The organism is Halovenus salina (genome assembly GCF_026410925.1).
Classification (GTDB): domain Archaea; phylum Halobacteriota; class Halobacteria; order Halobacteriales; family Haloarculaceae; genus Halovenus; species Halovenus salina.
This window is the reverse complement of the sequence record NZ_CP112972.1, coordinates 1,604,186-1,630,783: the sequence shown is the minus strand read 5'-3', so window position 1 is coordinate 1,630,783 and position 26,598 is coordinate 1,604,186. Positions and strand designations below refer to the sequence as shown.

Annotated in this window: 20 protein-coding genes, 1 tRNA gene and 3 rRNA genes; 16 read left to right on the top strand and 8 right to left on the bottom strand. The window is 60.9% G+C overall.

Translation table 11 applies throughout. The annotated features are described in order from the left end of the window. Window positions 1-344: 344 nt before the first annotated feature. Window positions 345-1,859 carry a phosphoenolpyruvate carboxykinase (ATP) gene (locus tag OSC37_RS08230; protein WP_267164102.1) on the bottom strand — a complete coding sequence of 505 codons (1,515 nt, stop codon included), beginning with the start codon at window positions 1,857-1,859 and terminating at the stop codon, window positions 345-347. 167 nt (window positions 1,860-2,026) lie between these two features. Between OSC37_RS08230 and OSC37_RS08225 the strand changes: the two genes are divergently transcribed. Beyond that, complete coding sequence (locus OSC37_RS08225) at window positions 2,027-2,473, top strand: thiol-disulfide oxidoreductase DCC family protein (RefSeq protein WP_267164101.1); 447 nt, start codon at window positions 2,027-2,029, stop codon at window positions 2,471-2,473. A gap of 30 nt (window positions 2,474-2,503) precedes the next feature. On the opposite strand, the gene OSC37_RS08220 is transcribed toward OSC37_RS08225, so the two are convergent. Both OSC37_RS08220 and surE read right to left on the bottom strand, forming a co-directional pair. Further along, window positions 2,504-3,727, bottom strand: a complete 1,224-nt coding sequence (locus tag OSC37_RS08220) for a PAS domain S-box protein (RefSeq protein WP_267164100.1) — start codon at window positions 3,725-3,727, stop codon at window positions 2,504-2,506. A 183-nt stretch (window positions 3,728-3,910) separates the two neighbouring features. Beyond that, window positions 3,911-4,708 carry a 5'/3'-nucleotidase SurE gene (gene surE / locus OSC37_RS08215; RefSeq protein WP_267164099.1) on the bottom strand — a complete coding sequence of 266 codons (798 nt, stop codon included), beginning with the start codon at window positions 4,706-4,708 and terminating at the stop codon, window positions 3,911-3,913. Window positions 4,709-4,805: 97 nt separating this feature from the next. On the opposite strand from surE, the gene OSC37_RS08210 reads away from it, so the two are divergent. After that, complete coding sequence (locus OSC37_RS08210; RefSeq protein ID WP_267164098.1) at window positions 4,806-5,048, top strand: hypothetical protein; 243 nt, start codon at window positions 4,806-4,808, stop codon at window positions 5,046-5,048. Here the strand turns inward: OSC37_RS08210 and OSC37_RS08205 are convergent. Continuing rightward, window positions 5,045-6,196, bottom strand: a complete 1,152-nt coding sequence (locus tag OSC37_RS08205) for a 5-(carboxyamino)imidazole ribonucleotide synthase (RefSeq protein ID WP_267164097.1) — start codon at window positions 6,194-6,196, stop codon at window positions 5,045-5,047. The genes OSC37_RS08210 and OSC37_RS08205 overlap by 4 nt on opposite strands. 89 nt (window positions 6,197-6,285) lie before the next feature. Here OSC37_RS08205 and OSC37_RS08200 point away from each other — a divergent pair, with 89 nt between their 5' ends. Then, window positions 6,286-6,852, top strand: coding sequence for a response regulator transcription factor (locus OSC37_RS08200; protein WP_267164096.1), 567 nt, complete (start codon window positions 6,286-6,288; stop codon window positions 6,850-6,852). Here the strand turns inward: OSC37_RS08200 and OSC37_RS08195 are convergent. Together OSC37_RS08195 and OSC37_RS08190 are read right to left on the bottom strand one after the other, a co-directional pair. Next, window positions 6,849-7,898, bottom strand: coding sequence for a quinone-dependent dihydroorotate dehydrogenase (locus OSC37_RS08195; RefSeq protein WP_267164095.1), 1,050 nt, complete (start codon window positions 7,896-7,898; stop codon window positions 6,849-6,851). The genes OSC37_RS08200 and OSC37_RS08195 overlap by 4 nt on opposite strands. 43 nt (window positions 7,899-7,941) lie before the next feature. Beyond that, window positions 7,942-8,139 (bottom strand): hypothetical protein, encoded by a 198-nt coding sequence (locus OSC37_RS08190; protein WP_267164094.1) that lies wholly within the window; start codon window positions 8,137-8,139, stop codon window positions 7,942-7,944. Between the two features lie 327 nt (window positions 8,140-8,466). On the opposite strand from OSC37_RS08190, the gene OSC37_RS08185 reads away from it, so the two are divergent. The 5 genes from OSC37_RS08185 (at window position 8,467) to rrf (ending at window position 14,975) form a co-directional block, all read left to right on the top strand. Beyond that, entirely contained in the window at window positions 8,467-8,778 is a 312-nt protein-coding gene (locus OSC37_RS08185) for a non-histone chromosomal MC1 family protein (RefSeq protein ID WP_267164093.1), read from the top strand. 1,085 nt (window positions 8,779-9,863) lie between these two features. Further along, window positions 9,864-11,333, top strand: a 16S ribosomal RNA gene (locus OSC37_RS08180). Between the two features lie 112 nt (window positions 11,334-11,445). Then, window positions 11,446-11,517: transfer RNA gene (locus OSC37_RS08175), tRNA-Ala, on the top strand. A 278-nt stretch (window positions 11,518-11,795) separates the two neighbouring features. Then, window positions 11,796-14,714: ribosomal RNA gene (locus OSC37_RS08170) — 23S ribosomal RNA — on the top strand. 139 nt (window positions 14,715-14,853) lie between these two features. Beyond that, a 5S ribosomal RNA gene (rrf, locus tag OSC37_RS08165) occupies window positions 14,854-14,975 on the top strand. The 16S, 23S and 5S rRNA genes sit together here with 1 tRNA gene alongside, the layout of an rRNA operon. A 148-nt stretch (window positions 14,976-15,123) precedes the next feature. Here rrf and OSC37_RS08160 read toward each other — a convergent pair. Next, window positions 15,124-16,401 (bottom strand): DUF2391 family protein, encoded by a 1,278-nt coding sequence (locus tag OSC37_RS08160; protein WP_267164092.1) that lies wholly within the window; start codon window positions 16,399-16,401, stop codon window positions 15,124-15,126. Between the two features lie 67 nt (window positions 16,402-16,468). Then, the gene (engB, locus tag OSC37_RS08155) at window positions 16,469-17,086 is read right to left on the bottom strand and encodes a GTP-binding protein EngB (protein ID WP_267164091.1); all 618 of its coding nucleotides are present in this window, start codon (window positions 17,084-17,086) and stop codon (window positions 16,469-16,471) included. A gap of 119 nt (window positions 17,087-17,205) precedes the next feature. On the opposite strand from engB, the gene OSC37_RS08150 reads away from it, so the two are divergent. The 8 genes from OSC37_RS08150 (at window position 17,206) to OSC37_RS08115 (ending at window position 26,589) form a co-directional block, all read left to right on the top strand. Next, the gene (locus OSC37_RS08150) at window positions 17,206-17,661 is read left to right on the top strand and encodes a DUF2178 domain-containing protein (protein WP_267164090.1); all 456 of its coding nucleotides are present in this window, start codon (window positions 17,206-17,208) and stop codon (window positions 17,659-17,661) included. Window positions 17,662-17,663: 2 nt separating this feature from the next. Further along, window positions 17,664-17,864 carry a helix-turn-helix transcriptional regulator gene (locus tag OSC37_RS08145; protein WP_267164089.1) on the top strand — a complete coding sequence of 67 codons (201 nt, stop codon included), beginning with the start codon at window positions 17,664-17,666 and terminating at the stop codon, window positions 17,862-17,864. Next, the gene (locus tag OSC37_RS08140) at window positions 17,861-19,126 is read left to right on the top strand and encodes a serine hydrolase domain-containing protein (RefSeq protein WP_267164088.1); all 1,266 of its coding nucleotides are present in this window, start codon (window positions 17,861-17,863) and stop codon (window positions 19,124-19,126) included. Before OSC37_RS08145 ends, OSC37_RS08140 begins: the two co-directional genes overlap by 4 nt. A 92-nt stretch (window positions 19,127-19,218) precedes the next feature. Continuing rightward, the gene (trpD, locus tag OSC37_RS08135) at window positions 19,219-20,217 is read left to right on the top strand and encodes an anthranilate phosphoribosyltransferase (RefSeq protein WP_267164087.1); all 999 of its coding nucleotides are present in this window, start codon (window positions 19,219-19,221) and stop codon (window positions 20,215-20,217) included. A gap of 3 nt (window positions 20,218-20,220) precedes the next feature. Continuing rightward, on the top strand, window positions 20,221-20,880 hold the full coding sequence (locus OSC37_RS08130; protein WP_267164086.1) for a phosphoribosylanthranilate isomerase: 660 nt from the start codon (window positions 20,221-20,223) through the stop codon (window positions 20,878-20,880). Next, a complete protein-coding gene (gene trpE, locus OSC37_RS08125) occupies window positions 20,877-22,466 on the top strand; it encodes an anthranilate synthase component I (protein WP_267164085.1) in 1,590 nt (529 codons plus the stop codon). Before OSC37_RS08130 ends, trpE begins: the two co-directional genes overlap by 4 nt. After that, complete coding sequence (gene trpG, locus OSC37_RS08120; protein ID WP_267164084.1) at window positions 22,463-23,059, top strand: anthranilate synthase component II; 597 nt, start codon at window positions 22,463-22,465, stop codon at window positions 23,057-23,059. Before trpE ends, trpG begins: the two co-directional genes overlap by 4 nt. Before the next feature lie 425 nt (window positions 23,060-23,484). Continuing rightward, entirely contained in the window at window positions 23,485-26,589 is a 3,105-nt protein-coding gene (locus OSC37_RS08115) for an adenosylcobalamin-dependent ribonucleoside-diphosphate reductase (protein ID WP_267164083.1), read from the top strand. Window positions 26,590-26,598: the final 9 nt, after the last annotated feature.

Sequence of the window (26,598 nt, the reverse complement as noted above, 5' to 3'; positions counted from 1 at the left end):
GGCAATATCCGAAAAGGCAGGCGGTGAACGCCACATCTTTGAAGGGTGTGTCTCTGCCGACTGCTGAAAGCACGAGAGACGATACCCTCGACTCTGCCGACGCCTGCTGGCGTCCCCGTGGCAAAAACAACACCGGGACGCCGTACACGGTCGAAGATAGGTAACGGCCACTTGGCATGGCCAGTAGTCCACCACTCCGATGTTGTGGGACTATCCGTGCCCGAAAGGTGTGGGAGTCCGGTGACTGGACTGCGTACCTGAAACTCCCACCGCTCGGGATTCCTCCCGCCTTCAGGCGGAGGAGGATGTCAACTGTCCGCACGGACGGGAGAAAACGGCTGTTCTCAGTAGACGGCGTTGACGATATCGTCACGGAGCGTCTCGAACTGCCGGAGGAACTCCAGGCGTTCCTCGCGGAGGTCGTGGAGTTCACGGTCGAACTCCTCGTAGTGGTCCGGCGGATAGAAGGCGTCGATGTTGATGCCAGGCACCTCGTCCGGAAGGTCGAGGTCCATTCGCTCGTCGTACTCCCACTCGATGTTGCCACGGGCCGCAGCGACGAGGATGCCAACCGACTCGCGGACGCCGATATCGGCCTTGGCCGGTCCGATGTGGCCGGTGTTCAACACGAAACACTCGACGTCGTTGTCGGCGATGAGGTCTCGGAAGCGGTTGCCCTCCTCGCCTTCCGGTCCGATGATGAAGGGGTTGGTGCCGACAACGCGAATCGACTCGCCGGCCGCGTCGGGGTCGCCTGCGCTCGTCTGGATGGATTCGCCGAGCATGAAGGCGACGGCGGCCTGGCGGTCGTCGAGGCGGGCAATCGGGGGCATCATTGGGTTGCGGGTGATGAAGAACACCTGGTCGACCCCCGCTAGGTCGATATCCTCGGACGCCGAATCGAGCTGGCCGCGCTGGATGACTGCCCGACCGTTGCTCGTCAGCGACGTGTTGTCGAAATCAACCGTGTCGTCGTCGACCCAGACGTTCTCGAAGACGGCGCTTTCGTGTGTCGCGGCGTCGTACAGCGCCGGCTGTTCGTCGCGGTCGAGGCCGTCCGTTTTGATGTACAGGCCTTGTCCCTCGCTGCCGGTCACCTGACCGTCCGGAAGGAGTGCACAGACGTCGTCCTGGAGCATCTCCGCACCCTCTGGCTCGTCGAGCCAGCAGCCGTGGCCGGTCAGCGTCGACTTGCCGGTCGCGCTCAGGCCGAGGAATGCCTGTCCAACCGTCTCCAGGCCATCCTCACGCTCGATGGTGACGCGTTTGCTCCCTGCGTGGAGGCCGAGCCCACCCTGCTCTTTGGCGCGCAGCATGAACAGGCGCAGGAACGACTTCTTTGCTTCGCCGGTGTAGTCGCTGCCGAGCACGAATGTCAGTCCTGCGTCCGGAAGGATTCGAATCCGGCGCTCGGTGTCCTCGTGCTCGTCCCATTCGGGCAACTGTAGCGTCTGGAAATCCGGCTCACCCTCCGCAGGTTCGAGAAGCTTTCCCCACGCAAGCGCAATGCGGGCGTACTCCTGTGGAACGAACAGACGGCAAGTAAATGCCGTCTCCGGATGGCGGCCGACCTGCCTGTCGAGACAGACGAACTCGCGCTCGTCGAACGCAGTCAGCGACGATTCGATTGCCGTCCAGTCCGCCTCCGAGAACTCGTCGTCGATAAGGTTTTTCGTGTGGTCTGCACTCCTGGATTTCTGCTCGCTTACATACCGTGGACTGCCGTACTCGGTCGTCGTCTCGTCCCCGTCCGCGAACTCTCGCAGCTGGTCGAATGTGGGATTGTACACGACGTTGGGCGCTGTTTCCGGGTTTGGAAACTCGCCTCGTAACCGGGACGTCTCCACCCTTTGGCTCATGTAACTAGTACCTCTGTAGCAGGATGCATAAATGGTTGGAAACTATCGAGTATATGGCTAGTGATGACACATGAACACCTTTCCTTCGTAGGTATTTTCTCTCTTTGGAGGCCGTCTCGGTCGAGCGGCCATAACGCTCAATTTGGTTCGTCCCTTCAATGTAAATGATGAGCAACGTACGCGATGAGGGGCCAATTCTCCTGTTCGATGGCGTCTGTAATCTCTGTAACTGGTGGGTTCAGTTCGTCATCGAACGCGACCCAGAGGGTGTCTTTCGCTTTGCGCCGCTGCAGTCCGAGGCTGCCGGGGCGCTACTGGCCGAGCACGGGCTCGACCCTGGCCATCTCGACTCTGTCGTCCTCATCGATGGTGACCGGTGTTACACAGAGTCAACCGCCGTGCTTCGCGCCGGGAGACATCTCGGCGGGGGGTATCGGCTGCTCTGGCCGCTCCGTTTCCTCCCACGTCGCCTGCGTGACTGGGTCTATGGGCTCGTCGCAGAACGACGGTACGACTGGTTCGGCAAACGTGACCAGTGTATGGTCCCCTCGCCAGAACTCGCGGAACGGTTTCTCACAGATTCGGCCGGGCACGAGGGCGGTACAACGTCGTAATGTCCTCTGTAATACTGCGACTGTGCTCGCTCATCCAGCCTGTCGGAGACATACCGAGATGGTCGTTCCGCTGGTGGAGCTTTCTTCGACCGTAATCGACCCATCAGAGCTGCGGACTATCCAGCGGGTGAGCCACAGGCCGAGGCCGCTGCTGTGGGTGAGTGCCGTCTCGGTGTCGGCCGTGAGAACCTCCCGTTCTGTCGACGGCAGGCCCGGTCCGTTATCACTGATCTTGACTGTGACTCGGTTTCGGGACGAGTTCCCCGCGGCCGAGACAGACACAGTTGGCTGCGCCGAGCTGTTGTGTTCGATTGCGTTATCGAGGACGTTGTCAAACGCATACGGGAGCAGTTCGTGGGCAACGACAGGAAGCGACCCGGGGACCTCACACGAGACGCGTGCTGCTGGTGACTCGACGCGGAGTTGCTCGGCGCGCTCCTGGAGGACCGGTCCCAACTCGATAATCGTCTGCTCTGTTTCGTCGTCTTTGAGCTGTTCGATGTTCCGTGCGGCCTGACTCAACTCGACGATATTAGTGATCCGTTTCTCCATAACCTGAATGTGGTCGTTCTCGCTCTCGTATTCTTCGGCCAACATGTCGAGATGTGCCTGAAGGACGTTCACGTCGTTGCGTATGTTGTGACGAAGCACGCGGTTGAGCACAGCGAGGCGCTGCTCGCGTTGTTTCTGTGCTGTGATATCGCTGACGATACACACACCCCCCGTTGATTCTGTGTCGTGAGTCTGGACCGGGGCAGCCCAAATTCGAACGTCGAGACGTGTCCCGTGTCTGTCGACGTGTTGTGTCTCGACCCCGTGAAGCTGTTTGCCGTTCTGGAGGCGGGTGAGTATCTCTGTCGTCTCTGCTGTCGCCCCGAGCACTTCCCCGTACGACCGCCGTCGAACCTCGCTGTCGCTCCACCCAAATATCCGCTCGGCACCGTCGTTCCAGACCTGTATCTCGTTGTCGGCGTCGACGACAAGCATCGCCACCGGAGCGGCATCGACGATGGCGGTCAGACGGCTCAACAGACGCTCGACTGCCGTCGTCAGTATCTCTATCTGGGCCTGTGTCTCAACATGTTCGTGTAAAATCGCAACTAGCTCGGAAAACAGATTCTCCGTCAGTTCTCCTCGATCGGTTGTTGCCTGTGACTGGTACACCTCGAGCAGTGCCTGCTGGAGCTCCGGGTGACCCTCTTCGGACAGGACACGAAACAGCGTCCCAACGAGCTGCTCGGTGTGGTTGGCCATTTTAGGCCATCCTAAAAATTTGTGGTGGATAAGAGTTTCTCTTCATCTCCCACGAAAATTAGTGGCTATTCGCCTGCTACTGCTTATTGCGAGCTGTCAGCGCCATGGTTTCGCTTATCCTTCCTCTCAGCTGATAACACGAGCGATTCACGAAAACAGGTCTGAACAGTACCGCAATAACCACTATGAGGGCGGGTAGTCGCCGATGAGCCGCTCAAGCTCGTCATGGTGCTCGGTCGTGTGTGGTGCCGTCAACGGAGAGACACTGACCGTATTGTTCATGATTGCTCGTCTGTCGGTTCCCGCTCCGTCGGGTACCGAGCCGTCTGCCATCATCTCCCAGATGTCGTCTTCGAGCTTGACGGTGTCGCCCTCACGTGTGGCGTTCATCCGGTACGTGTGTGCTGGCCGGGTGAGAGCCATCTCGCCAGTCGCCCGGTCGGTTATCGGGGCGTTGACATTGAGGTAGTCGGCGTGCTCGAAGACGGGCTCGTCGCGGGTGCGTTCAAGCAGGAACCGCGCTGCCTGCACCGCCTCGGCGTACTGGTGTGCGGGCACCTCGACCTCGGTGAAATCCGTGCCGTAGGCGAACTCGTCGGCGGGGACGTACGTCGAGACGGCTATCGCAGGGACACCAAAAAACGCCGCCTCGACCGCGGCGCTAATGGTCCCCGACCGGCCGAGCGTGTGGTGGCCGAGGTTCGCCCCGCGGTTACAGCCCGAGACGACGATATCCGTCTCTGGGACCAGCGTCGAGAGCCCAGCAACGACACAGTCGACGGGTGTTCCCTCGATGGCGTAGCCGCGCTCGTGGTCCCGGACCGTCACAGAGTGTGAGATAGCTCGCCCGACAGCACTCTGGTCGCTGTCGGGAGCGACGACCGTTACGTCAGCCACCTCAGACAGTTCCTCATAGAGCGCCTGTAGCCCAGTCGCCTCGATGCCGTCGTCGTTCGTCAACAGCACGTCCAAGTCGTCCATACCGGTTGTCGGTGTGGGAGTACAATCAAGCTAGCGCTCCTGCTTGTATCGACAGCCAGACACTAGTTTCAAGAGTATCTGTCGGGTACTACTCCACATGTCAGAGGACGGCACTGTGAGCGGCGGGGAGACACCCGAGGATATACGCACCGAGGTGGCAACCGCGTTCGGCCTCTTTGCGCTCAGTGACGCCAGCATCCACGAGGCCGCCGAAGCGGCGAGCGTCTCGCCGTGGGAGCTCGAAGACGAAATCGAACGCGCTGGCCTCAAAGAGACGTTCGGGCTCGATGAGGACCGCGACGTAGCGGCGACGATAGACGAGTTACTCGACCAGTCCTAGTCGAAGGTTAGTGGCGTCACACAGGCTTCGACATCCTCGAGCAGGGCTGTGCTGTCGGCAGACACGTCGCCGGGAAGTGTGACATGGCCCATCTTCCGGAGGTGGTACACCTCCTCTTTGCCATACCAGTGCAGCGCGGCCCGCTCTCGCTCAAGAACGCTCTCGACGCCACGAAGCTGGGCAGGCTCGCGGTCAACGTCGCCGAGAATGTTCGCCGAGGCCGTCGGACAGCGCCGCTCCGTCGTTCCCAGTGGGCGCCCTGTGACGGCCCGGAGATGCTGTTCGAACTGTGAGGTGTGGCAGCCCTCGATAGTCCAGTGTCCGGAGTTGTGCGGGCGCGGCGCAATCTCGTTGAGCAGGATTTCGCCTTCGACTGTCTCGAACAGTTCGATGCCGAAGACGCCTCTTCCCTCAAGTACGTCGAGGACCTCCAGAGCGACATCGGTGGCACGCTCCTGTACCGCGCTGTCGGCTCGGGGCGGTGAGACCATCTGGCGCAGAATCTCCGCTTCGTGTATCGTCTCAGTTACGGGAAAGGTGTTGACCTCACCCTCGCCCTGACAGGCCATCACCGCTAGTTCGCGCTCGAAGTCGACGAACTCCTCGACCATCGCCGGCCCGTCGATTGCCTCGAACGCTGTCTCGACGTCCGTGGGCGACTCCACGGGAACGTTCCCTCGCCCGTCGTACCCTCCTTTCCGGGCCTTGAGCATAGCCGGATAGCCAAGCACCTCCAGGGCTTCCCGAAGCTCCCTGGGGGAGTCGACTGCGCGGAACGCGGGCACCGGTACACCGGCCTCGGACAGTCGGCGCTTCTGGACGAGCTTATCCTGAATCGTCCGTAGCGTCGCCGGAGCCGGGTGAACGGGCGTTCCGGTCTCCTCGTAGACGCGTTCGAGTGCGTCCGGGTCCGTGAGTTCGATTTCGAAGGTAAGGTAGTCCGCCTGCTCGGCGAGCTCTAGGATGGTCGCTTCGTCGTCGAACGTGCCGACGACCTGATCGCGTGCGACCGGTGCTGCCGGGGCTTCGGGGGTCGGGTCAGAGACGAGAAGGTCGATACCCAGCGGCGCGGCGGCCTCGCCGAGCATCCGGCCGAGTTGGCCGCCGCCGACGACGCCGACGGTCGGTCCTGGTGAGCGCAGTTGCATAGCTGGCTGTTGTGTTGCCCCGCTAAAAGATAGCTCGGTTCTACAGGGCGTGGGTTGCACATTTAATGCTTCAGCTATAATGTATGTCCATGGTGTCAAGAGGGCCGATTACAGTTCTCATCGTCGACGACGAACCAGAGGTCTGTGCTACCTACGAGATGTACTTCGAAGGTGAACGGTTCCGGACCCGGGTTGCTGAGGGTGGACCGGAAGCACTACTGAAAGCCGACGACGATGTCGACATCGTGTTGCTCGACCGCCGTATGCCTGAGGTGTCGGGCGACGAAGTGCTTGCGTTCATCAGGGACTGGAATCTCGACTGTCGGGTCATCATGGTGACTGCGGTCAACCCTGACGCAAGCATCATCGAGATGGAGTTCGACAGCTATCTCACAAAGCCAGTTTCGAAATCAGAGTTGCTAGATACGGTCAAACAACAGATTCTGTTCGGTCGATATCAGACACTGTTCGAGCGGTACCAGACAGAAACAAGAAAACATGCACTCCTCGCCGCACAGGAGGGTGTCGACGACGACGAACTCCGCGAACTCACTCAGCGACGGGAGAAACTCAGAGAGCGCCTAGAACACACTGTGGATGCGTTCGAAAACGAGAAGGTGAAGGAGACACTCGCGGAACTCCACCAGCAAAACTAGAGGTCTGCGCCCACTGCATCCTCGACGCTCTCGAACCCGTCGCGGTCGAGCAGGGAGAGCAGTCCCTGGTTTATCTCTCGTGCGACTGCAGGCCCGCGGTAGACTAAGCCGGTGTAGAGTTGAACGACGCTCGCGCCCGCACGAATCTTGCGGTAGGCGTCGGCCGCGGTCGAGACGCCCCCGACGCCCACGACCGGCACGTCTGTCCGGCGGGCGACGTAGCGCACCATCTCGGTCGCGCGTGACTCGATTGGTTTTCCGGAGAGGCCGCCTGTCTCGCTGCGGTTATGTGAGTCGAGAGAAGCCGGACGCTCTGTCGCCGTGTTGGTTGCAACGACACCGTCGAGGTCGAACTCTTCAACGATGGCGAGAGCGTCGTCGACTGCGGGTTCCGGGAGGTCCGGTGAGAGCTTCACGAGCAACGGTGAGGCTCCGCGGTCGTCGAGTGCACCGACAATCTCTGCCATTGACTCGCGGTTCTGGAGCTCTGCAAAGCCCTGGGAGTTCGGACACGAGATGTTGACGACGAAGAAGTCGGCAGCCCCGACTGCGTCGTAGGTTTCGCAGTAATCCGCCGGCGCGTCTGCTGGGTCGACGTGTTCGCTCTTGGCGATGTTGACACCCAAGGGGACATTGACGCTCTCCTCGGCGAGACGGTTGCCGACGGTGGCTGCGCCGTGGTTGTTCAGTCCCATCCGGTTGATCAACCCCTCGTCTTCGGCGAGGCGGAACATGCGCGGGCGGGGATTTCCCGTCTGTGGCTGAGCGGTGACACCGCCGACCTCGACGAAGCCAAAGCCAAGTGCGGCCATCGCCCGTGGGATTTCGGCGTTCTTGTCAAAGCCCGCGGCCAGCCCAACTGGGTTCGGGAACTCTTGGCCGAACGCTGACACCGCGAGACGCTCGTCCTCGACGTTGTACTGTCGGGACAGCAACGAGAGCAGCGGCGTTTGCTGGACCGTCTCAAGTAACTCGTGAATCGCCCAGTGGGCGGTCTCTGGGGACAGTCGGAACAACAGCGGCTTGGCGAGGCGGTAACCGTTCATAGTATGTGGCGGAGGCTTTCGTTGTCCTGAGGTTCGGCGACGCTCAAAACTCGTGGTCGAGCTCGTCTGGATCTGCCTTCTGGATGACGATCTTACTATCGCGCACGCGCACAAACACGTCGTCACCGATCTCCATCCCTGCAACGGCGAGCTCGTCCTCGTGTAGATTGATGTGAACGTTGTGGTACTCGCCGTCTTCGTCCTTTGCACCACTCGGGCTCAACTTCTTTTTCCGTACCATCTGGCTATCGTATTCAGTGGTTCACTGGAGCATGTACTTAAGTCTACCGCGCTCTTGTCGGCTGGCAGAACCACTGTTTACGCTCCTGACAGCCGCTGAATATCGAAGCTGTGAGGGGTGTATAGGTGTCCGGCCGACGCCGTCATCGGGCGAATTTCGGGCGCGCGCGAGAGAAAACCAACGGGAAACGCCGTATTTTAGCCAGCGGGTCGTCTGAAAATATCTCGATTCACGCGTTTATTTATAAAAGAGTCGCCGACGGCACCCGGTTTTGGGGATATATTTATTACGGGTCATGTGCTGGTTTGGCATGGAGCGGTGATAACTATGGCACCAGACAACGACAAGCGCAACTTTGCGCTCCGAAAAACAGACGGTGAAGAGACAAGCGTCTTCTCCGGACGGACGCCTCGACAAGCGGCGCTGAAGGCGGCGCGGCGTCTCGACCCAGCATCGTCTGAGGACGATGCCGATCCGGAGGAACTACGCCTTCGAGAGAAAGGTGAGAAGAAGGTCCACGTCTACGAGGGTTGGGCCTGGGAAGAGAACGCCCCCGACGACAAGCCGGGCTGGATGCCCGAGGAGATCACGAAGGGTAACGTCTCCAAGGAAGGTGTCGAGCACCTCGACGAGATCTGACGCGTCGAGCCGACGACTAGTCGTACGAAATCTCATTCTTTGAGATCGTGCCGCCCACAGTAGCATGTACGTCTTCGCGCACGCCCGCGAAGGGCGTGACATTTAGGTACGCAAGCCCCAATCATCTGAATGCGTGGCTCTCACCCGGCCTGACCGGACGCACGCCGCGTGGGATGACAGGCTGGCCTCCGGCCGCGCGATACTATGTTGGTAGCCACAGTTTTGTCTCCCACATGGGGCGTCTCCTCATGCCATTCCTGTGGTGTGACTCCATGCCGAAGCGCCATTCGTTCGACGGCCTTAATTACTCCCACCCCCTGCGATTGAATGCGAAGAAGCGCGGGAAGATGTTTCCCGCGAAACCCGGCAGTCGTTCGATGCCCTTAAGTAGTACAGGGCGTTGGTGACTGAATGCAAATCGCCATACTCCGGTCGGTTCCGGAGAAAAGCAATCCGATGCCCTTAAGTGTAAACGGGCATTCCGGGTTAACACGAAGAAGTGCGGAGGAAATGTCCTCCGCGAAACCCGACAGTCGTTCGATGCCCTTAAGTAGTACAGGGCGTTGATGACTGAATGCAAATCGCCTTACTCCGGTTGGTTCCGGAGAAAGGCAATCCGATGCCCTTAAGTGTAAACGGGCATTCCGGGTTAATACGAAGCAGCGCGGGGCGACGTTCCCTGCCGAACTCGATGGTCGTTCGACGCCCTTAAGTAGTACAGGGCGTTGATGACTGAATGCAAATCGCCTTACTCCGGTTGGTTCCGGAGAAAGGCAATCCGATGCCCTTAAGTGTAAACGGGCATTCCGGGTGAATGCGAACGAGGTCGGTCGGGGCCGAGCGAAACCCGACTGCGTTGGACCACATCGAACGCATCTCGAAGGGTTTATCACCCTTCGAAATGTACGATTAGGTCCGGAAGACATGAGGATTCCACCCCTGCGGTCCGCCGTATAGATGGGATCTGATGTTAGCCCTGGTAGTTCGGTGACACTCGGTCGGTTATCGAGTGTCCCGAGTCGATAGCAATATAGCAACACACATTATGTGTGTTTCCCGCCTAACCGCCTCCCTCGTGGAGGCACATTCCGGTTGATCCTGCCGGAGGCCATTGCTATCGGAGTCCGATTTAGCCATGCTAGTCGTACGAGTTCATACTCGTGGCGGATAGCTCAGTAACACGTGGCCAAACTACCCTATGGATGAAGATACTCTCGGGAAACTGAGGCTAATCTTCAATACAGCTTCCATGCTGGAGTGCAGGAAGCTAGAAATGCTCCGGCGCCATAGGATGTGGCTGCGGCCGATTAGGTAGACGGTGGGGTAACGGCCCACCGTGCCAGTAATCGGTACGGGTGATGAGAGTCAGAGCCCGGAGACGGTATCTGAGACAAGATACCGGGCCCTACGGGGCGCAGCAGGCGCGAAACCTTTACACTGCACGACAGTGCGATAGGGGGACTCCGAGTGCGAGGGCATACAGTCCTCGCTTTTCTGCACCGTAAGGTGGTGCAGGAACAAGTGCTGGGCAAGACCGGTGCCAGCCGCCGCGGTAATACCGGCAGCACAAGTGATGGCCGATATTATTGGGCCTAAAGCGTTCGTAGCCGGCCAGACAAGTCTGTTGGGAAATCCACGCGCCCAACGCGTGGGCGTCCAGCGGAAACTGTCTGGCTTGGGGCCGGAAGACTCGAGGGGTACGTCCGGGGTAGGAGTGAAATCCCGTAATCCTGGACGGACCACCGGTGGCGAAAGCGCCTCGAGAAGACGGACCCGACGGTGAGGAACGAAAGCCAGGGTCTCGAACCGGATTAGATACCCGGGTAGTCCTGGCTGTAAACGATGCTCGCTAGGTGTGACGCAGGCTACGAGCCTGCGTTGTGCCGTAGGGAAGCCGTGAAGCGAGCCGCCTGGGAAGTACGTCTGCAAGGATGAAACTTAAAGGAATTGGCGGGGGAGCACTACAACCGGAGGAGCCTGCGGTTTAATTGGACTCAACGCCGGACATCTCACCGGCACCGACAGTAACTGTGAAGGTCAGTCTGATGGGCTTACTGGAGTTACTGAGAGGAGGTGCATGGCCGCCGTCAGCTCGTACCGTGAGGCGTCCTGTTAAGTCAGGCAACGAGCGAGACCCGCACTCCTAGTTGCCAGCAACACCATTGGTGGTTGGGTACACTAGGAGGACTGCCGCTGCCAAAGCGGAGGAAGGAACGGGCAACGGTAGGTCAGTATGCCCCGAATGTGCCGGGCAACACGCGGGCTACAATGGCCGAGACAATGGGAAGCTACCCCGAGAGGGGACGCTAATCCCGTAAACTCGGTCGTAGTTCGGATTGAGGGCTGGAACTCGCCCTCATGAAGCTGGATTCGGTAGTAGTCGCGTGTCACAAGCGCGCGGCGAATACGTCCCTGCTCCTTGCACACACCGCCCGTCAAAGCACCCGAGTGAGGTCCGGATGAGGCCATCATGCGATGGTCGAATCTGGGCTTCGCAAGGGGGCTTAAGTCGTAACAAGGTAGCCGTAGGGGAATCTGCGGCTGGATCACCTCCTACTGACCGGGACTGGGGTCACACCCAGCCCACTTTCATTGGAGGGTATCGGCTCGGACGCGATAGCCGACCGAGCACCTATGAACTACCAGGGCTAACATTGTACGGCGGACGGGCCCATAGCTCAGTGGCAGAGCGCCGCCTTTGCAAGGCGGAGGCCCTGGGTTCAAATCCCAGTGGGTCCATTTCCACCCGACTCGAACCGTGTCCCTTAAGTGGGATACGGGCTTCAAATCGGGTACGGAAGACCGATGCACCATCCCGTGTGAACGCGGATGGGAAGGGTCGATGCACGCACCCCGACCACTGGGCGTGCAAATGACACCGTGTGTACGTGCGATCCAGGCGTCCACTGGACTCGTTTCACCGAGTTCAATTGACGCTGTGAGCTCGCTCTGCGAGCTCACACACATTCGTGAGTCCCCACCGGGACTCACATCCGTGAGTCCGTTCTACGGACTCACAACCATGGCTACTATGCCGCCTGGTGAATGGCTCGGCTCGGAAGCCGATGAAGGACGTGCCAAGCTGCGATAAGCTCTGGGGAGCCGCACGGAGGTGAAGAACCAGAGATTTCCGAATGGGAATCCCCACCGCAATTGCTTCGCGCAATGGGGAACGCCCCGAACTGAAACATCTTAGTAGGGGCAGGAAGAGAAAGCGCAATGCGATGTCGTTAGTAACCGCGGGTGAACGCGATACAGCTCAAACCGAAGCCTTCGGGCTATGTGGTGTATGGGCTGACATGCAGCATCGGACAGTCATCGAGAAGTCTCCTGGAACGGAGCGCGAAACAGGGTGAAAGCCCCGTATCGGTGTCCAGTATGGTGTGAGTCAGTTCCAGAGTAGTGGAGGTTGGAAATCCTTCGCGAATCTAGCAGGCATCGACTGCTAAAGCTAAACACTCTCCGAGACCGATAGTGAACAAGTAGCGTGAGCGAACGCTGAAAAGTATCCTCCAACGGGAGGTGAAATAGGGCCTGAAATCAGGTGGCGATGGAGCGACAGGGCACAAAAGGTCCTGTGACAAACGAGTTGGGTGCGAACCCGCAGTAGGACTCACAGGAAGCCGGTGTTCTGTCGTACGTTTTGAAAAACGGACCAGGGAGTGTGCTTGTCTGGCGAGTCTAACCCGTATACCGGGGGAGGCGTAGGGAAACCGACATGGCCGCAGCGCTTTGCGCGAGGGCCGCCGTGTTCAAGCGCGGGGAGTCAGACGGGCACGACCCGAATCCGGACGATCTACGCGTGGGCAAGATGAAGCATGACGAAAGTCATGTGGAAGTCTGTTAGGGTTGGTGTCTTACAATACCCTCCCGTGACCTGCGTGTAGGGGTGAAAGGCCCATCGAGTCCGGCAACAGCTGGTTCCGACCGAAACATGTCGAAGCATGACCTCCGCCGAGGTAGTCTGTGAGGTAGAGTGACTGATTACTGTGTCCGCCCTCGAGAGAGGTCGGCGCGGTTGTCAAACTCCGAACTCACAGACGCTGTCGACGCGGGGAGTCCGGTGCGCGGGGTAAGCCTGTGTACCATAAGGGAGACAACCCAGCGCCGGGTTAAGGTCCCAAAGTGTGGATTAAGTGCGATCGAAGGTGGTCCCGAGCCCTAGACAGCCGGGAGGTGAGCTTAGAAGCAGCTACCCTCCAAGAAAAGCGTAACAGCTTACCGGCCGAGGTTCGGGGCGCCCAAAATGATCGGGGCTCAAATCCACCACCGAGACCTGGCCACACCCGTTACAGGGTGGTTGCGTAGGTCGGCGCTCCGCGTGGGTGGAAGCACGGGATAGATCTCGTGTGGACCGCGTGGTGACGAAAATCCTGGTCGTAGTAGCAGCGAAAGTCGGGTGAGAATCCTGACGGCCGAAAGGGCAAGGGTTCCTCGGCAATGTTTATCAGCCGAGGGTTAGCCGGTCCTAAGAGGCGTCGTAAGTCGAACGTCTCAAAAGGGAAACTGGTTAATATTCCAGTGCCACCGTGCAGTAAACGCCGACGCCCTGGGGTCGACCGAACCGGGCCTTCGCCCGGTCGAACCGTCCAAGTTCGTGGAAGCCGTAATGGCACGAAGCGAACGAACGGCGGGATAGCGCAAGTCGGTTCAACCTGGGGCCCGTGAAAAGGCAAGCACGGTGTCCGTACCGAGATCCGACACAGGTGCCCGTGGCAGCGAAAGCCTAGGCCTGTCGGGAATAACCGACGTTAGGGAATTCGGCAAGTTAGTCCCGTAAGTTCGCGATAAGGGATGCCTGCTCAGGAAATGAGCAGGTCGCAGTGACTCGGACGCTCCGACTGTCTAATAACAACATAGGTGACCGCTAATCCGCAAGGACTCGTACGGTCACTGAATCCTGCCCAGTGCGGGTATCTGAACACCTCGTACAAGAGGACGAAGGACCCGTTAACGGCGGGGGTAACTATGACCCTCTTAAGGTAGCGTAGTACCTTGCCGCTTCAGTAGCGGCTTGCATGAATGGATTAACGAGAGCGTCACTGTCCCAACGTTGGGCCCGGTGAACCGTACATTCCAGTGCGGAGTCTGGAGACCCCCAAGGGGAAGCGAAGACCCTATGGAGCTTTACTGCAGGCTGTCGCTGGGACGTGGTCGCTGATGTGCAGAGTAGGTAGGAGCCGCTATACAGGTGCGTGCGCCAGCACGTCGCCGAGGCACACATGAAACACTACCCGTCAGTGACTGCGACCCTCACTCCGGGAGGAGGACACCGGTAGCCGGGCAGTTTGACTGGGGCGGTACGGGCTTGAAAAGATATCGAGCCCGCCCCAAGGCCACCTCAGGCGAGTCGGAAACTCGCCGGAGAGCGTAAGAGCAAAAGGTGGCTTGACAGTGTTCTTCCCAACGAGGAACGCTGACGCGAAAGCGTGGTCTAGCGAACTTTTGCGCCTGCTTGATGCGGGCCAAAAATGACAGAAAAGCTACCCTAGGGATAACAGAGTCGTCACCCGCAAGAGCACATATCGACCGGGTGGCTTGCTACCTCGATGTCGGTTCCCTCCATCCTGCCCGTGCAGAAGCGGGCAAGGGTGAGGTTGTTCGCCTATTAAAGGAGGTCGTGAGCTGGGTTTAGACCGTCGTGAGACAGGTCGGCTGCTATCTATTGGGGGTGTTTTGGTGTCTGACGGGAACGCCCGTATAGTACGAGAGGAACTACGGGTGGTGGCCACTGGTTTACCGGTTGTTCGAGAGAGCACTGCCGGGCGGCTACGCCACACGGGGTAACGGCTGAACGCATCTAAGCCGGAAACCCACCTGGAAAAGAGACACCGCTGAGACCACTTGTAGAAGACAAGATCGATAGACTCGGGGTGTACGCGTCGAGGCAACGAGACGTTCAGCCCGCGAGCACTAACAGGTCAAAGCCACCATTCATACGCATTGGCTCGGTAAAACGAGTCCAGGCGCAATCTGGATCGCACGTACACACGGTATCTACATCGACCACTGATTGCAGGTGCATCGGCCGGGTTTCGCCCGGACCGGTCGCGGTTCGAGTCCGCGAGTCAGCGTTAAGGCGGCCATAGCGGTGGGGTCACACCCGTACCCATCCCGAACACGGAAGTTAAGCCCACCAGCGTTCCGGTGAGTACTGGAGTACGAGAGTCTCTGGGAAACTCGGTTCGCCGCCTCCATTCATACAACGGCGGAACATGCTACCGCAGTCCTTCGTGACTGCGGCCGGGTTCCGCCGAATACATTTCAGCCTCCGACCAGTCACAATACTGGTCGGGGGCTTTTTTCATATAATCCAACAGCGAGCGGCTGCACTGTTTCGATACGTTACTCGCCGTGGTCGTCCTGGTTGCCCAGCGCAACCAGATCGTCGTTGATATCGTCACCAGAACTCTCGCCCGGCAGAATATCCCCAAGCGAGGCCCCGAAGGAGGCGACAGTCCAGACCACGCTGATACGAGCAAGCGCGACAACAGGTTCGCTCCACTCGACCCGGCCCCACATCGTCATGAGTGCGCCCGCGGTCAGAAAGGAGACGAGCGCGATACCGACGACACGGCGGGGGATAAATCCGAGTATCGGCCTGTTTATCTGGACATCCTGTGGGCCGGCCCAGTAGACAAGTGCCAGAATCATCGCAAGGACGAAGACGGTGTTGACGAAGAAAAAGACGGGAAAGCTACCGACCTGAAAGGAGAGGAAAAACTCCGCAACATCGAAGACGCCGTCCTCGACGAGAAACGGGATCGCGAAGAAGATACTACCGACGAACGCCTCAGCAACGTCCCGTGAGGTGTACTTCTGGATACGGTCACCGAACCCGTCGTCGAGGGCCGCATCCACGGTCTGCTCTCTGAGACGCTCGACCTCCTGGCGGTCGCCGAAAGCCGACCCGAGATCGTCGAACTCTCTTTGGAGAGCGTCGACGAGCGCACCGTCGGTCAGTCGCTGGATTGCCTCCGGACGCTCTGGGCCGACAGCTCGTCCGGTCGTGGCGGTGTGGTGGCTTGCTATCTCCTGGGTATCGTCATCCGCGAGGATATCTCCGAGTGCAGCACCCAGCGAGCCGACCGTCCAGATGACATTGATACGAGCGAGCGCTTCGAGCGGTGACTCCCAGCCGCCGACGCGGCCCCAAACGGTCATCAGGACCGCAGCGACGAGAAACGAGACGCCAAGGGTCATGACCAGCCGGGCCGGCACGACCCCGAACAGTATCGCCGTCTCGTCGCGGTTCTGGCCGGTCCACCCGAGCAACGCGTAGGTCATGAGCACAACGAACAGGGTGTTTGCGATCAAGAACACTGGTGCGCCTGCGAAGGTAACCTCGAAGAGGTAGTCGCCGATGTCGAAGATACCGTCTTCGACGAGCAGCGGCGACGCGAAAATAACGCTGCCGACGAACGCCTCGGCCGCGTCGCGCGCGCTCAGGTGTCGCACTCCCGAATCGATGAGCCCTCTTTCGTGTGCCTCTAACAACAGGTGTTCGACATCTCTGAGCTCGTCGCGACTATCGGCGTCGGTCGTCTCGTCGCCGAGTCTGTGCAGGTCCGAAAGCAGGTCCTCAATGGTAGTCTCACCGTCTGAGGGGGAGTCGACCGTCATCGCTTTCGAGCGTATCCGTCCGCCGTTCAGAAATAGATACCTGCTCGATTGGCCGCGGAGAGCGTGGTTAGAAGAACTTGAACAGGTCGTCGCGCTCGGCCTCGTGAAGCTGGGTCCGCACCGCGTCGTTAAGTGGTCCAATGGTGCCGCGTTTGGCGGTAATCGGCGCAATTCCGTCCTGCCATTGCTTCCAGGGTGGGACGAGTCCGAATCGCTCGGCAATCTCGTCGAGACGGTCGTCGCGGTCGTCGACCTTGTCCATCTTGTTAACAGCGATGACTGGCGGAACTCCCACATCGCGCAGGAAGTGATAGAGCTCGACAGTGTGTGGCACCTCGTCGGGGCCGGAGTGGCGGTCGATAATGTCGACGGCTGCTTTCCCGTCCAGAACGAGCACGCCCGCGAGAATACTGTCCGCGTACCGCTCGATATACTGTACCACGTCGGTCTTTATTTGCTCGCGGACCTCCTCTGGTGTACCTTTCATGAATCCAAACCCGGGCAGGTCCGTTATGACGAAGTCCTCGCTGGCCCAGTCGTAGTGGTTCGGCTTGCGGGTGACTCCGGGACGTCCGCCCGTGTCGAAGCTGTGGCCCGTTATCTCGCGCATCAGGGTCGACTTGCCAACGTTCGACCGTCCCACCAGGACGACTTCGCTGCTGCGGTCCGGCCGTGTCTCGAACATACCTGTGGTTGTGCCGAGCGGCCGATAAACGTGTCTATCGGGTGTTTCCTGGCCCGAACCTCGCCAACAGGATTAAGTAGGTGTGTAAAGTACACTTTACTGTAAAGGGTGCTTTACATATGAACGAAGCACAGACTTCGGACGGAAGCCTCTCCGAAGGACGGAAGCGGCTACAGCAGCGCAAGCGGTACAAACGACTGTTCTACGGCACGCTCACGGCCGGTATCGTGGGCTACCTCGCCCTGTTGGGCGTCTGGAACCGCGTGGGAGGTGACGCGGTGGCGGTTGGTGCAGTCGGCGTCTACTGGGGCGCGTTCGTGCTGGGACTTGCTATCTTGCACTTTGGCCCGAGCGAAATCGAGGACGAACGCGAACAGGAGATAAACGCAGAGGCGTCCGGACGAACGATAGGTATCGCCGCGCTGATACTGATACTCGGTGCTCCGGGTTCGGCCACGCTTGAACAGACCGGCGTGTACACGGCACCGTCGTGGTTCAGTGGCATGATGTGGGGATATGCGCTGCTTTTCGGCATTTTTGCTGTCTCTCACTGGTACACCAAACGACAGTACTGACCATGCAAAACAGCCTCCCAGATCTCCGGGACCGCCACGACCTCTCACAGGGTGACCTCGCAGCCGCCGTGGAGGTTTCCCGGCAGACGATAAACGCCATCGAGCGCGAGCGCTACGACCCGTCGCTCGAACTGGCACTCAAGCTCGCACAGTTTTTGGACTGCCACATCGAGGATATCTTCGACCCCGAACTGGACCAATGACAGAGAACACACCGACGAAACGCATCGACCGACGGACGCTCCTTCGCGCGGGACTGACCGCGGGCGCGGCAACACTCGCGGGCTGTCTCGGCGGCGACGACGGCGAATCACCGACGACCACACCGACGAAGACGGCAACGCCAGCGCAAACAGACATGCCGACCGCTACGGCGACGGAGACGCCGACGACGCCGACCTACGAGATTCCGGTGACTGGCGAAGCCGTTCCCGAGCTGCGCCCGCTTGACGAGGCGACTGTCAAGCACATGATGGAGCTGGATTACGGTGCGGGCTCGCTCTCGTTCTATCGCGACGGAGCAATCGAACTGTCCCGTGGCTATGGCTGGGCCGACCGCGAGCGAACCGAGCCGGTGGACCCCGAGGCGATGTTCCGCATCGGCAGCATCTCCAAGCTGTTCACGGCCGACGCTGTCCTCCGACTCGTCGACGCCGGGGAGGTTGCGCTCGACGACGAGTTCTATCCGCTGATAGACGTCGACCCGCCGGGTGGTGAACTGGAAGACGAGCGGCTCCGTGAGGTCACAGTCGAGCACCTCCTGAAGCACGGTGGCGGCTGGGACAGGAGCGAACACGCGAACCCGCTGTTCAATCCCCTGGTTGTCACCGAATCGCTCGGGCTCGCCGGCACGCCCGAACGCGACGACTTCGTTCAGTACGTGCTCGGACAGCCCCTGCAGTTCGACCCCGGCAGTGACAACGTCTACTCGAACATCGGCTACGTCATGCTCTCGCTGGTCGTCGAAGGCGTCACGGGCGACTCCTTCGAGTCGGTCGTCTCGGCGAATCTTTTCGAGCCCGCCGACGCAACGGACATCCATCTCGGGTCGACTCGGCCGGAGAACCGACATTCCGACGAAATCTGGTACGACGATTCCGAGCAATGCGAGAATGTCTTCGCACAGGACGAGAGCGAGTCGGACGCGTGTGCCGACTACGGGATGGTCGTCAGCGCATTCAGCGGTGCCGGCGGCTTTGTCGCAAGTGCCCCCGACCTCGCCCGCGCGCTGTCGGAGCTACAGTACTTTTGGATAAACGGCCAGTCCTACCGCTCTCTCGACCAGTTCCTCGAAGGGAGCGACCGGTCGAGTCTCCCATGGTTCGGCTCGGTGTATGACTCGTTCGGCTACGCTGGCCGCCGTTCCGATGGCTGGGTTGTCGCGCTGTTCAACGACCGCGACAGACAGCAGCGACGACAGATTCACACACAACTGAACGAGGCATTTGAGGCGGTCGATACGTAGCCGCGACGAACGACTGCCCCCACAGACGACACGCTTATGTCGTTGTATTCATTTGTTCATTACATACCGAAAACGTACATTGGTGAGAAATAATGAAGGAATACATCGAGCGTGTCACCGACGGCGAGGACCTGACACAGGCCGAGGCACGGGAAGCCTCGCGACTGGTCTTCGAGGAGGCGACGGAGGCACAGATTGGCGCATTGCTGAGTGCATTGCGGGCCAAAGGCGAGACAGAGACAGAGATCGCGGGCTTCGCCGAGGGGATGCGGGAGGTCGCCCGGACGATAACGCCCGAGCGAGACGGGCTGGTCGACACCTGCGGGACTGGCGGCGACGATTACGACACTATCAACGTCTCGACGACGAGCGCTCTGGTCGTCGCCGGCGGCGGCGTCCCGGTCGCCAAACACGGTAACTACTCGGTGTCGTCCTCCTCGGGGAGTGCAGATGTCCTAGAGGAAGTCGGCGTCACTGTCGACGCTGAACCTCCAGCCGTCAAGGACGCCATCGAGTCCGACGGTATCGGATTCATGCTCGCGCCAGTCTTCCATCCGGCGATGAAGGCGGTCATCGGCCCGCGCCGGGAGTTGGGGATGCGGACTATCTTCAACGCGCTTGGTCCGCTCACGAACCCTGCGGGAGCAGAGGCCCAGGTCGTCGGCGTCTACAACCCCGACCTGGTCCCGTTGGTTTCTCACGCGCTCGCACAGATGGATGTCGAGCGCGCGCTGGTCGTCCACGGCTCTGGTCTCGACGAGATTGCGGTCCACGACGAGACGGCAGTCGCCGAGGTTGAGGGCGACGCAGTTACCGAGTACACGCTGACGCCTGCCGACCTGGGACTGGAGCGTGCGCCAGTAGAGGCAATTGCGGGCGGCTCTCCCGAGTCGAACGCAGCCGACCTCCGGGGTATCGTCACCGGCGACCTTACTGGGCCAAAGCGGGACATCATTCTCGCCAACGCCGGGGCGGCGCTGTATATCGCTGATGCCGCCGAGTCGATTGCAGACGGGGTTGACCGCGCCCGCGAGATCATCGACTCCGGGCGGGCCGCCGAGAAACTCGACGAGCTCTGTGGGGCGGCCTGAGTGATGAACGACGGGACCGCCAGCCGACCGCGGGTCAAAATCTGTGGGCTGACCGACGAGGCCGACCGCGACGCCGCCGTCAGAGCTGGAGCCGACGCGCTCGGTTTCATCACCGACGTGCCTGTCGAGACTTCCCGAGAGGTCTCCGTCGACCGTGCCAGCACCCTCGTTTCGGGTGCACCACCCTTCGTGACGACGGTTCTGGTCACGATGCCTGATTCCGTTGGCGACGCTGTCGCGCTCCAGGAACGCGTCAGTGCCGACGCCGTTCAGATCCACAGCGGACTCGCGCCCGCGGAGTTAGAGCAACTGCGCGAACGCGTCGATGCGAACGTGGTCGGCACCGTCGACGTAACAGACGAGAACATCACAGCCTACGCCGAGGCTGCCGACGCAGTGTTGGTCGACTCGACCGATGAGCAGGGGGCTGGTGGCACCGGCGAGACACACAACTGGGAGCAGACACGCCGGCTCGTCGAGCGCGTCGAGACACCAGTCGTCTTGGCCGGCGGTCTGACGCCCGAGAACGTTGCGGCCGCTGTCGACGCGGTCGGCCCCTTCGCCGTCGATACTGCCTCTGGCGTCGAACGCAAGGGTGGCCGCAAGGACCACGACGCCGTTGCCGCCTTCGTCGCCGGCGCAACCGGGGTGTCGGTCCCGTGACTGGCTTCGACCTCAACCGCGAGGAGTTCGTCGACCTCGGTGACGCCGACCGGCCGGCCGTCGTCCGGACCGAGGCAACACTCGACCTCGATGTGGACCCGCTGGACGCGTACGCGGCACTGACTGGTCGGACGACCGACACCGACGCCGCCGAGTACGGCTTCCTGCTCGAAAGCGCAGAGAAGGTGCCGTCGAGTGACCCCGACGGTGCATTTGCGCCCGCGCCCGAGGAACGCCACGCTCGGTTCTCCTTCGTGGGGTACGACCCCGCTGCCGTTATCACAGTCGACGGCGGCGAGGGGAGTGTTGACGTGCTCGACGACCGGTACGAGGGACTGGTAGCCACGAACGGCGGCGACACGCTGGACACGCTCCGGGAGGCTCTGCCGGATGTCGCCCATCGCGGAATGGCCGACCGAGACCGCCAGCACCTCGACGGCGGGCTCGTGGGCTTTCTCGCCTACGACGCCGTCTACGACCTCCATCTTTCCGAGGTCGGGGTCGAGGCGCCCGAGTCGCCCACACCCGACGCCCAGTTCGTCCTCACCACGCGGACGCTCGCGTTCGACCACGCCGAGGGCACGGTCTCGCTGGTCTGTACGCCCGTCGTTCGTCCCGACGAGGACGCGGACGATCGCTACGACGACCTCACCGCCGAACTCGACCGCGTGACGACGTTGCTCGCCGACGCGAGGGCGCTCTCGACCGGCGGCTTCCGACCCGAGCGCGAAGTCGCGGGCGAGCAGGGCCGCTACGAATCCGCGGTCGAGACCGCGAAGGAGGCGGTCTTCGACGGGGAAATCTACCAGGGGGTCATCTCGCGTACCCGGGAGCTGTACGGCGAGGTCGACTCACTCGGACTGTACGAGGCGCTTCGCGAAATCAACCCCTCGCCGTACATGTACGTCCTCTCCTATGGCGACCGGACGATCGTCGGCGCGAGCCCGGAGACACTCGTCTCCGTCGGCAACGAACAGGTGGTCTCGAACCCGATTGCGGGCACCTGTCCGCGCGGGTCCAGCCCGGTCGAGGACCGCCGACTGGCCGGCGAGATGCTCGCAGACGACAAAGAGCGGGCCGAACACACCATGCTGGTCGACCTGGCGCGCAACGACGTTCGCCGGGTCGCCGAACCTGGGAGCGTCCGTGTCCAGGAGTTCATGAACGTCCTCAAGTACTCCCACGTCCAGCACATCGAATCGACGGTAACCGGGAGGCTGGCCGCCGATAGCGACGCCTTCGACGCGGTTCGGGCCTCCTTCCCTGCCGGGACACTGTCTGGTGCACCGAAGATGCGGGCGATGGAACTCATCGACGAACTCGAGGCCTCGCCCCGTGGCGTCTACGGCGGCGGCGTCGGCTACGTCTCCTGGCAGGGTGATGCGGATTTCGCAATCGTCATTCGGTCGGCGACGGTTGAGCCTGCCGACGGAGCTGACTGCGTGACCGTCAGAGCAGGAGCTGGGATCGTCGCCGACAGCGAGCCGACCGCGGAGTACGACGAGACAGAAAAGAAGATGGACGGCGTCCTCTCCGCACTCGACCGTATCGAGACAGCCGATCCCATTCAGGAGGCACAACGATGAGTACCACCGCTACCGAAAAGCGCGTCCTGTTCATCGACAACTTCGACTCCTTTACATACAACCTCGTGGAGTACGTCAGCGAACACGCCGACACCGAGGTCGTCCGCAACACGGCCACACTCAACGACGTGCGCGCGGCCGACCCCGATGCCATCGTCATCTCACCAGGTCCTGGCCACCCCAAAAACGAACGCGACGTTGGCGTCAGCACGGCCGTTCTCCAGGAGCTCAGTCCCGACGTGCCGACGCTCGGGGTCTGTCTCGGGCTCGAAGCCGCGGTGTACGCCTACGGCGGCGAGGTCGGCCACGCTCCCGAGCCGATTCACGGTAAAGCCTTCCCCGTCGACCACGACGACGAGGGGGTCTATCAGGGACTCGACCAGGGGTTCCAGGCCGGGCGCTATCACTCGCTGGTCGCGACCGCGGTACCCGACTGCTTCGAGGTGGTCGCGACCACGACGGCAGACGGCGAGGAACTCGTTATGGGCATCCGCCACCGCGAGCATCCGATTTCGTGTGTGCAGTTCCATCCCGAGTCGGTGCTAACCGCCGTCGGGCACGACGTTATCCGGAACTTTCTCAGAAATATATAATTTCTGATACACCGGCGGTCGAACTGATTCTTCCACTGGGATAGCCTACCCACGGTAGGAACTCACATCTGCAACGAGACGCCCCACTGTCGTCTCAGCATCTCCAGACGAACCCCCCATCTGTTCGTCTGGATAGACCACTGCTATCCGGTGAATACGGCTGTCGATGTTCACTTTCACTCCGGTCTGGCTAGGATTAATAGGTAGTCACGCTTCACTATACACAAGCGAGCGTACGCCACCTAACGGAGCGTCTCGCGGCGCAGTATAGGGATAGTCACAACTATCAGAAAATACAGACGAAACGCAGGACAGAAGTCTTATTGAGTCCCGACGCGAACACGACTTTCGTTACAAATGAGAGCGCACCAGCCCACACACGTAGGGGGAATCGCCCATCAGACACCACAGCGAGGTGACTCGGCATGAGTAAAGAACTCGCGGCCGACGAACTCACGCTCCCAATCAAACGAACCGACGGAGACACACTCGAAGAGCGACTCACCGGTAATGCCTATCACAATATTCTCCCAGCCCGGTACCTCCGCAAGGACGCCGACGGTAACGTCGACGAGGACCAGGAAGACCTCTTCGACCGGGTCGCCAAGAACATCGCGCTGGCCGAGGCTGTGTTCGAGGCTCGTAAGCGCGACGTCGAGGTGACGGTCACGCCCGACCAGCTCAAGCCCGACCACCCGCGTCGGGACGAACTCGCCGCCGAGGTCTTCGGGAAGGGGACGACGACCGACGACGATGTCGAGACTACGCTCTCGGAGTACAACGTCAACAAGTTCGCCTACGAGACGGTCGTCCCCGAACTGTCCGACGAGATTCGCGACCACGTCGAAGATGTCGCGACCGAGTTTCAGGAGAGCATGGAGAAACTCTCCTTTATGCCCAACAGCCCGACGCTGATGAACGCGGGCGACGAACTCCAGCAGCTCTCGGCGTGTTTTGTCGACTCACCGGCCGACGACATCGACGACATCCACCAGACTGCGAAGGAGGCCGCCCAGGTGTTCCAGAGCGGCGGCGGCATGGGGTATGCCTTCTGGCAGCTCCGGCCCTACGGTGACGCTGTTGGCTCGACCGGCGGCATCGCCTCCGGCCCAATCACGTTCATGCGCACGTACGACCAGATGTGTGAGACCATCGCCCAGGGTGGGGCACGACGCGGGGCACAGATGGGCGTGATGCGTGTCTCACACCCCGACGTCATCCAGTTCCTCCACGCGAAGAACAAGGATGTCTCGCTGGCTCACACGCTCCGGCTCAACGACCCCGACGACTTCACGCACAACTCCTTCACCGCTGCCCTCGATGAGGCCCGCGAACTCATCGACGACGAGGGTCGCGTGCCAGAACACCTCCGCAACGCCGTCGAAGGCCACCTCTCGAACTTCAACATCTCGGTCGGCATCACCGACCGATTCATGGAGGCGGTCAAAAACGACGAGGAGTACACGTTCACCAATCCTCGCACCGAGGAGCCCCACATCGCCACCGAGGAGACAGCGGAACTGTACGAGATGTTCGGCCTCGGCGACCACGTCGAGGTCGGCGAGATACTCTCGGTCCCGGCACGCGAGGTCTGGGACCGTATCGTGGAAGGTGCCCACGAGAACGGCGAACCCGGCGTTATCTATCTCGAACGCGTCAACAAGGAACACTCCTTTGACGTCGAGAAACACCCCGACCACCAGATTCTCGCCACGAACCCCTGCGGCGAGCAGCCGCTCGAAGAGTACGAGGCCTGTAACCTCGGCCACATCAACCTCTCGACACTTGCCGCGGAGGACGCGCCCGACTGGCGGGTCTGGGCGGAGGAACACGCCGACGAGTTCGACAGCCAGGCCGACGCCATCGGAGCGTTCCTGGAAGAGGCCGTCGACTTCGAGGAGTTCGACCGCCGCATCGAGATGGGGACGCGATTCCTCGAAAACGTCGTCACGATGTCCGACTTCCCGGTCGAGAAAATCGAACAGAAGGTCCGGGAGATGCGAAAAATCGGGCTGGGTATCATGGGACTGGCCCAGCTGTACATCCAGCTCGGCCTGAAATACGGCAGCGACCCTGCAAACGAGGTCGCCCGCCAGCTGATGACCCACATCAACCACGGCTCGAAGCAGGCGAGCCACGAACTCGCTCAGGAGCGCGGTGTCTTCGCCGAGTGGGAGAACTCGAAGTTCGCCAACCCGACTGAGTACCGCGAGTGGTTCGAGAAACAGACCGGCCTCAACGCCGACGAGTGGGCCGATGGCTTCCCCATCCGGAATCACAACACGACGACAATCGCGCCGACCGGGACGACCAGCATGGTCGGCAACACCACCGGCGGCTGTGAGCCAATCTACAACGTCGCCTACTACAAGAACGTCTCCGACGACGTTCAGGGCGACGAGATGCTCGTCGAGTTCGACGACTACTTCCTGCGGACCCTGGAGGACAACGACATCGACATCGAGACCGTCAAGAAGGAGGCCACAGAGCAGATGGCCAACAACGAGTTCGACGGGGTCGACGGCCTGGATACGGTTCCAGATGCGGTCGGTGAGCTGTTCGTGACGACAGGTGACCTCTCGGCGAAACAACACGCCGGCGTCCAGACCGCCTGTCAGTACGGCGTCGACTCGGCCATCTCGAAGACGGTCAACGCCCCCAACGACTCGACCGTCGAAGACGCCAAAGAGGTCTTCGAGTACATCTACGAGAACGGCGGCAAGGGTGTCACCTACTACCGCGACGGGACGCGCTCGAAGCAGGTGCTGACGACGCGCGCCCAGAACACCGAGTTCGCCGACGAAGACGAGGCCGCGGCGGCCATCGTCGAGCAGATTCAGGAGACCTTCGGCGGTATCGAGGGCTTCCTGGAGAACGAAGATGTGCGTGCCGAACTCGAAGCCGACCTGGACGATATCTTCGACTCCGGGGCACGCTACGCCGAGAAGAAACCCCGGCCCGACCAGCTCCACGGTGTCACCCAGCGTATCGACACCGGCTACGGCAAGCTGTATGTCACGATCAATGAGGACCCCAACACGGGCGAGCCGTTCGAGCTGTTCGCCAACACGGGCCACTCTGGTGGCTTCACAAACTCCTTCACCGACGCGCTGGCGAAGACGATCTCCGTGGCGCTCCGTTCGGGCGTCGACCCTGACGAGATTGTCGACAAACTACAGGGCATCCGCTCGCCGAAAGTTGCCTGGGACAAGGGCGAACAGATCAATTCCATCCCCGACGCCTTCGGAACGGCGCTGCGTCGCTACCTCGACGACGAGGTCGACAAGGCCTACCCGGACCAGGCCACCCTCGAAGAGACGGCCGCCGAGTCGCGTTCGGCCGAGACACGTGTCGACCCCAACGAGCCCGAACCCGACGGCGGCGCAGTCAGCGCCGAGACGGTCGAGACAGACCAGCAGTCGATACTCGACGCCGGCGAGAGTCCTGAGTGCCCCGAGTGTGGCTCGCTCTCGCTGTACTACGCCGAGGGCTGCAAGACCTGCGAGTCCTGTGGCTGGAGCGAGTGCTAAACACTACGG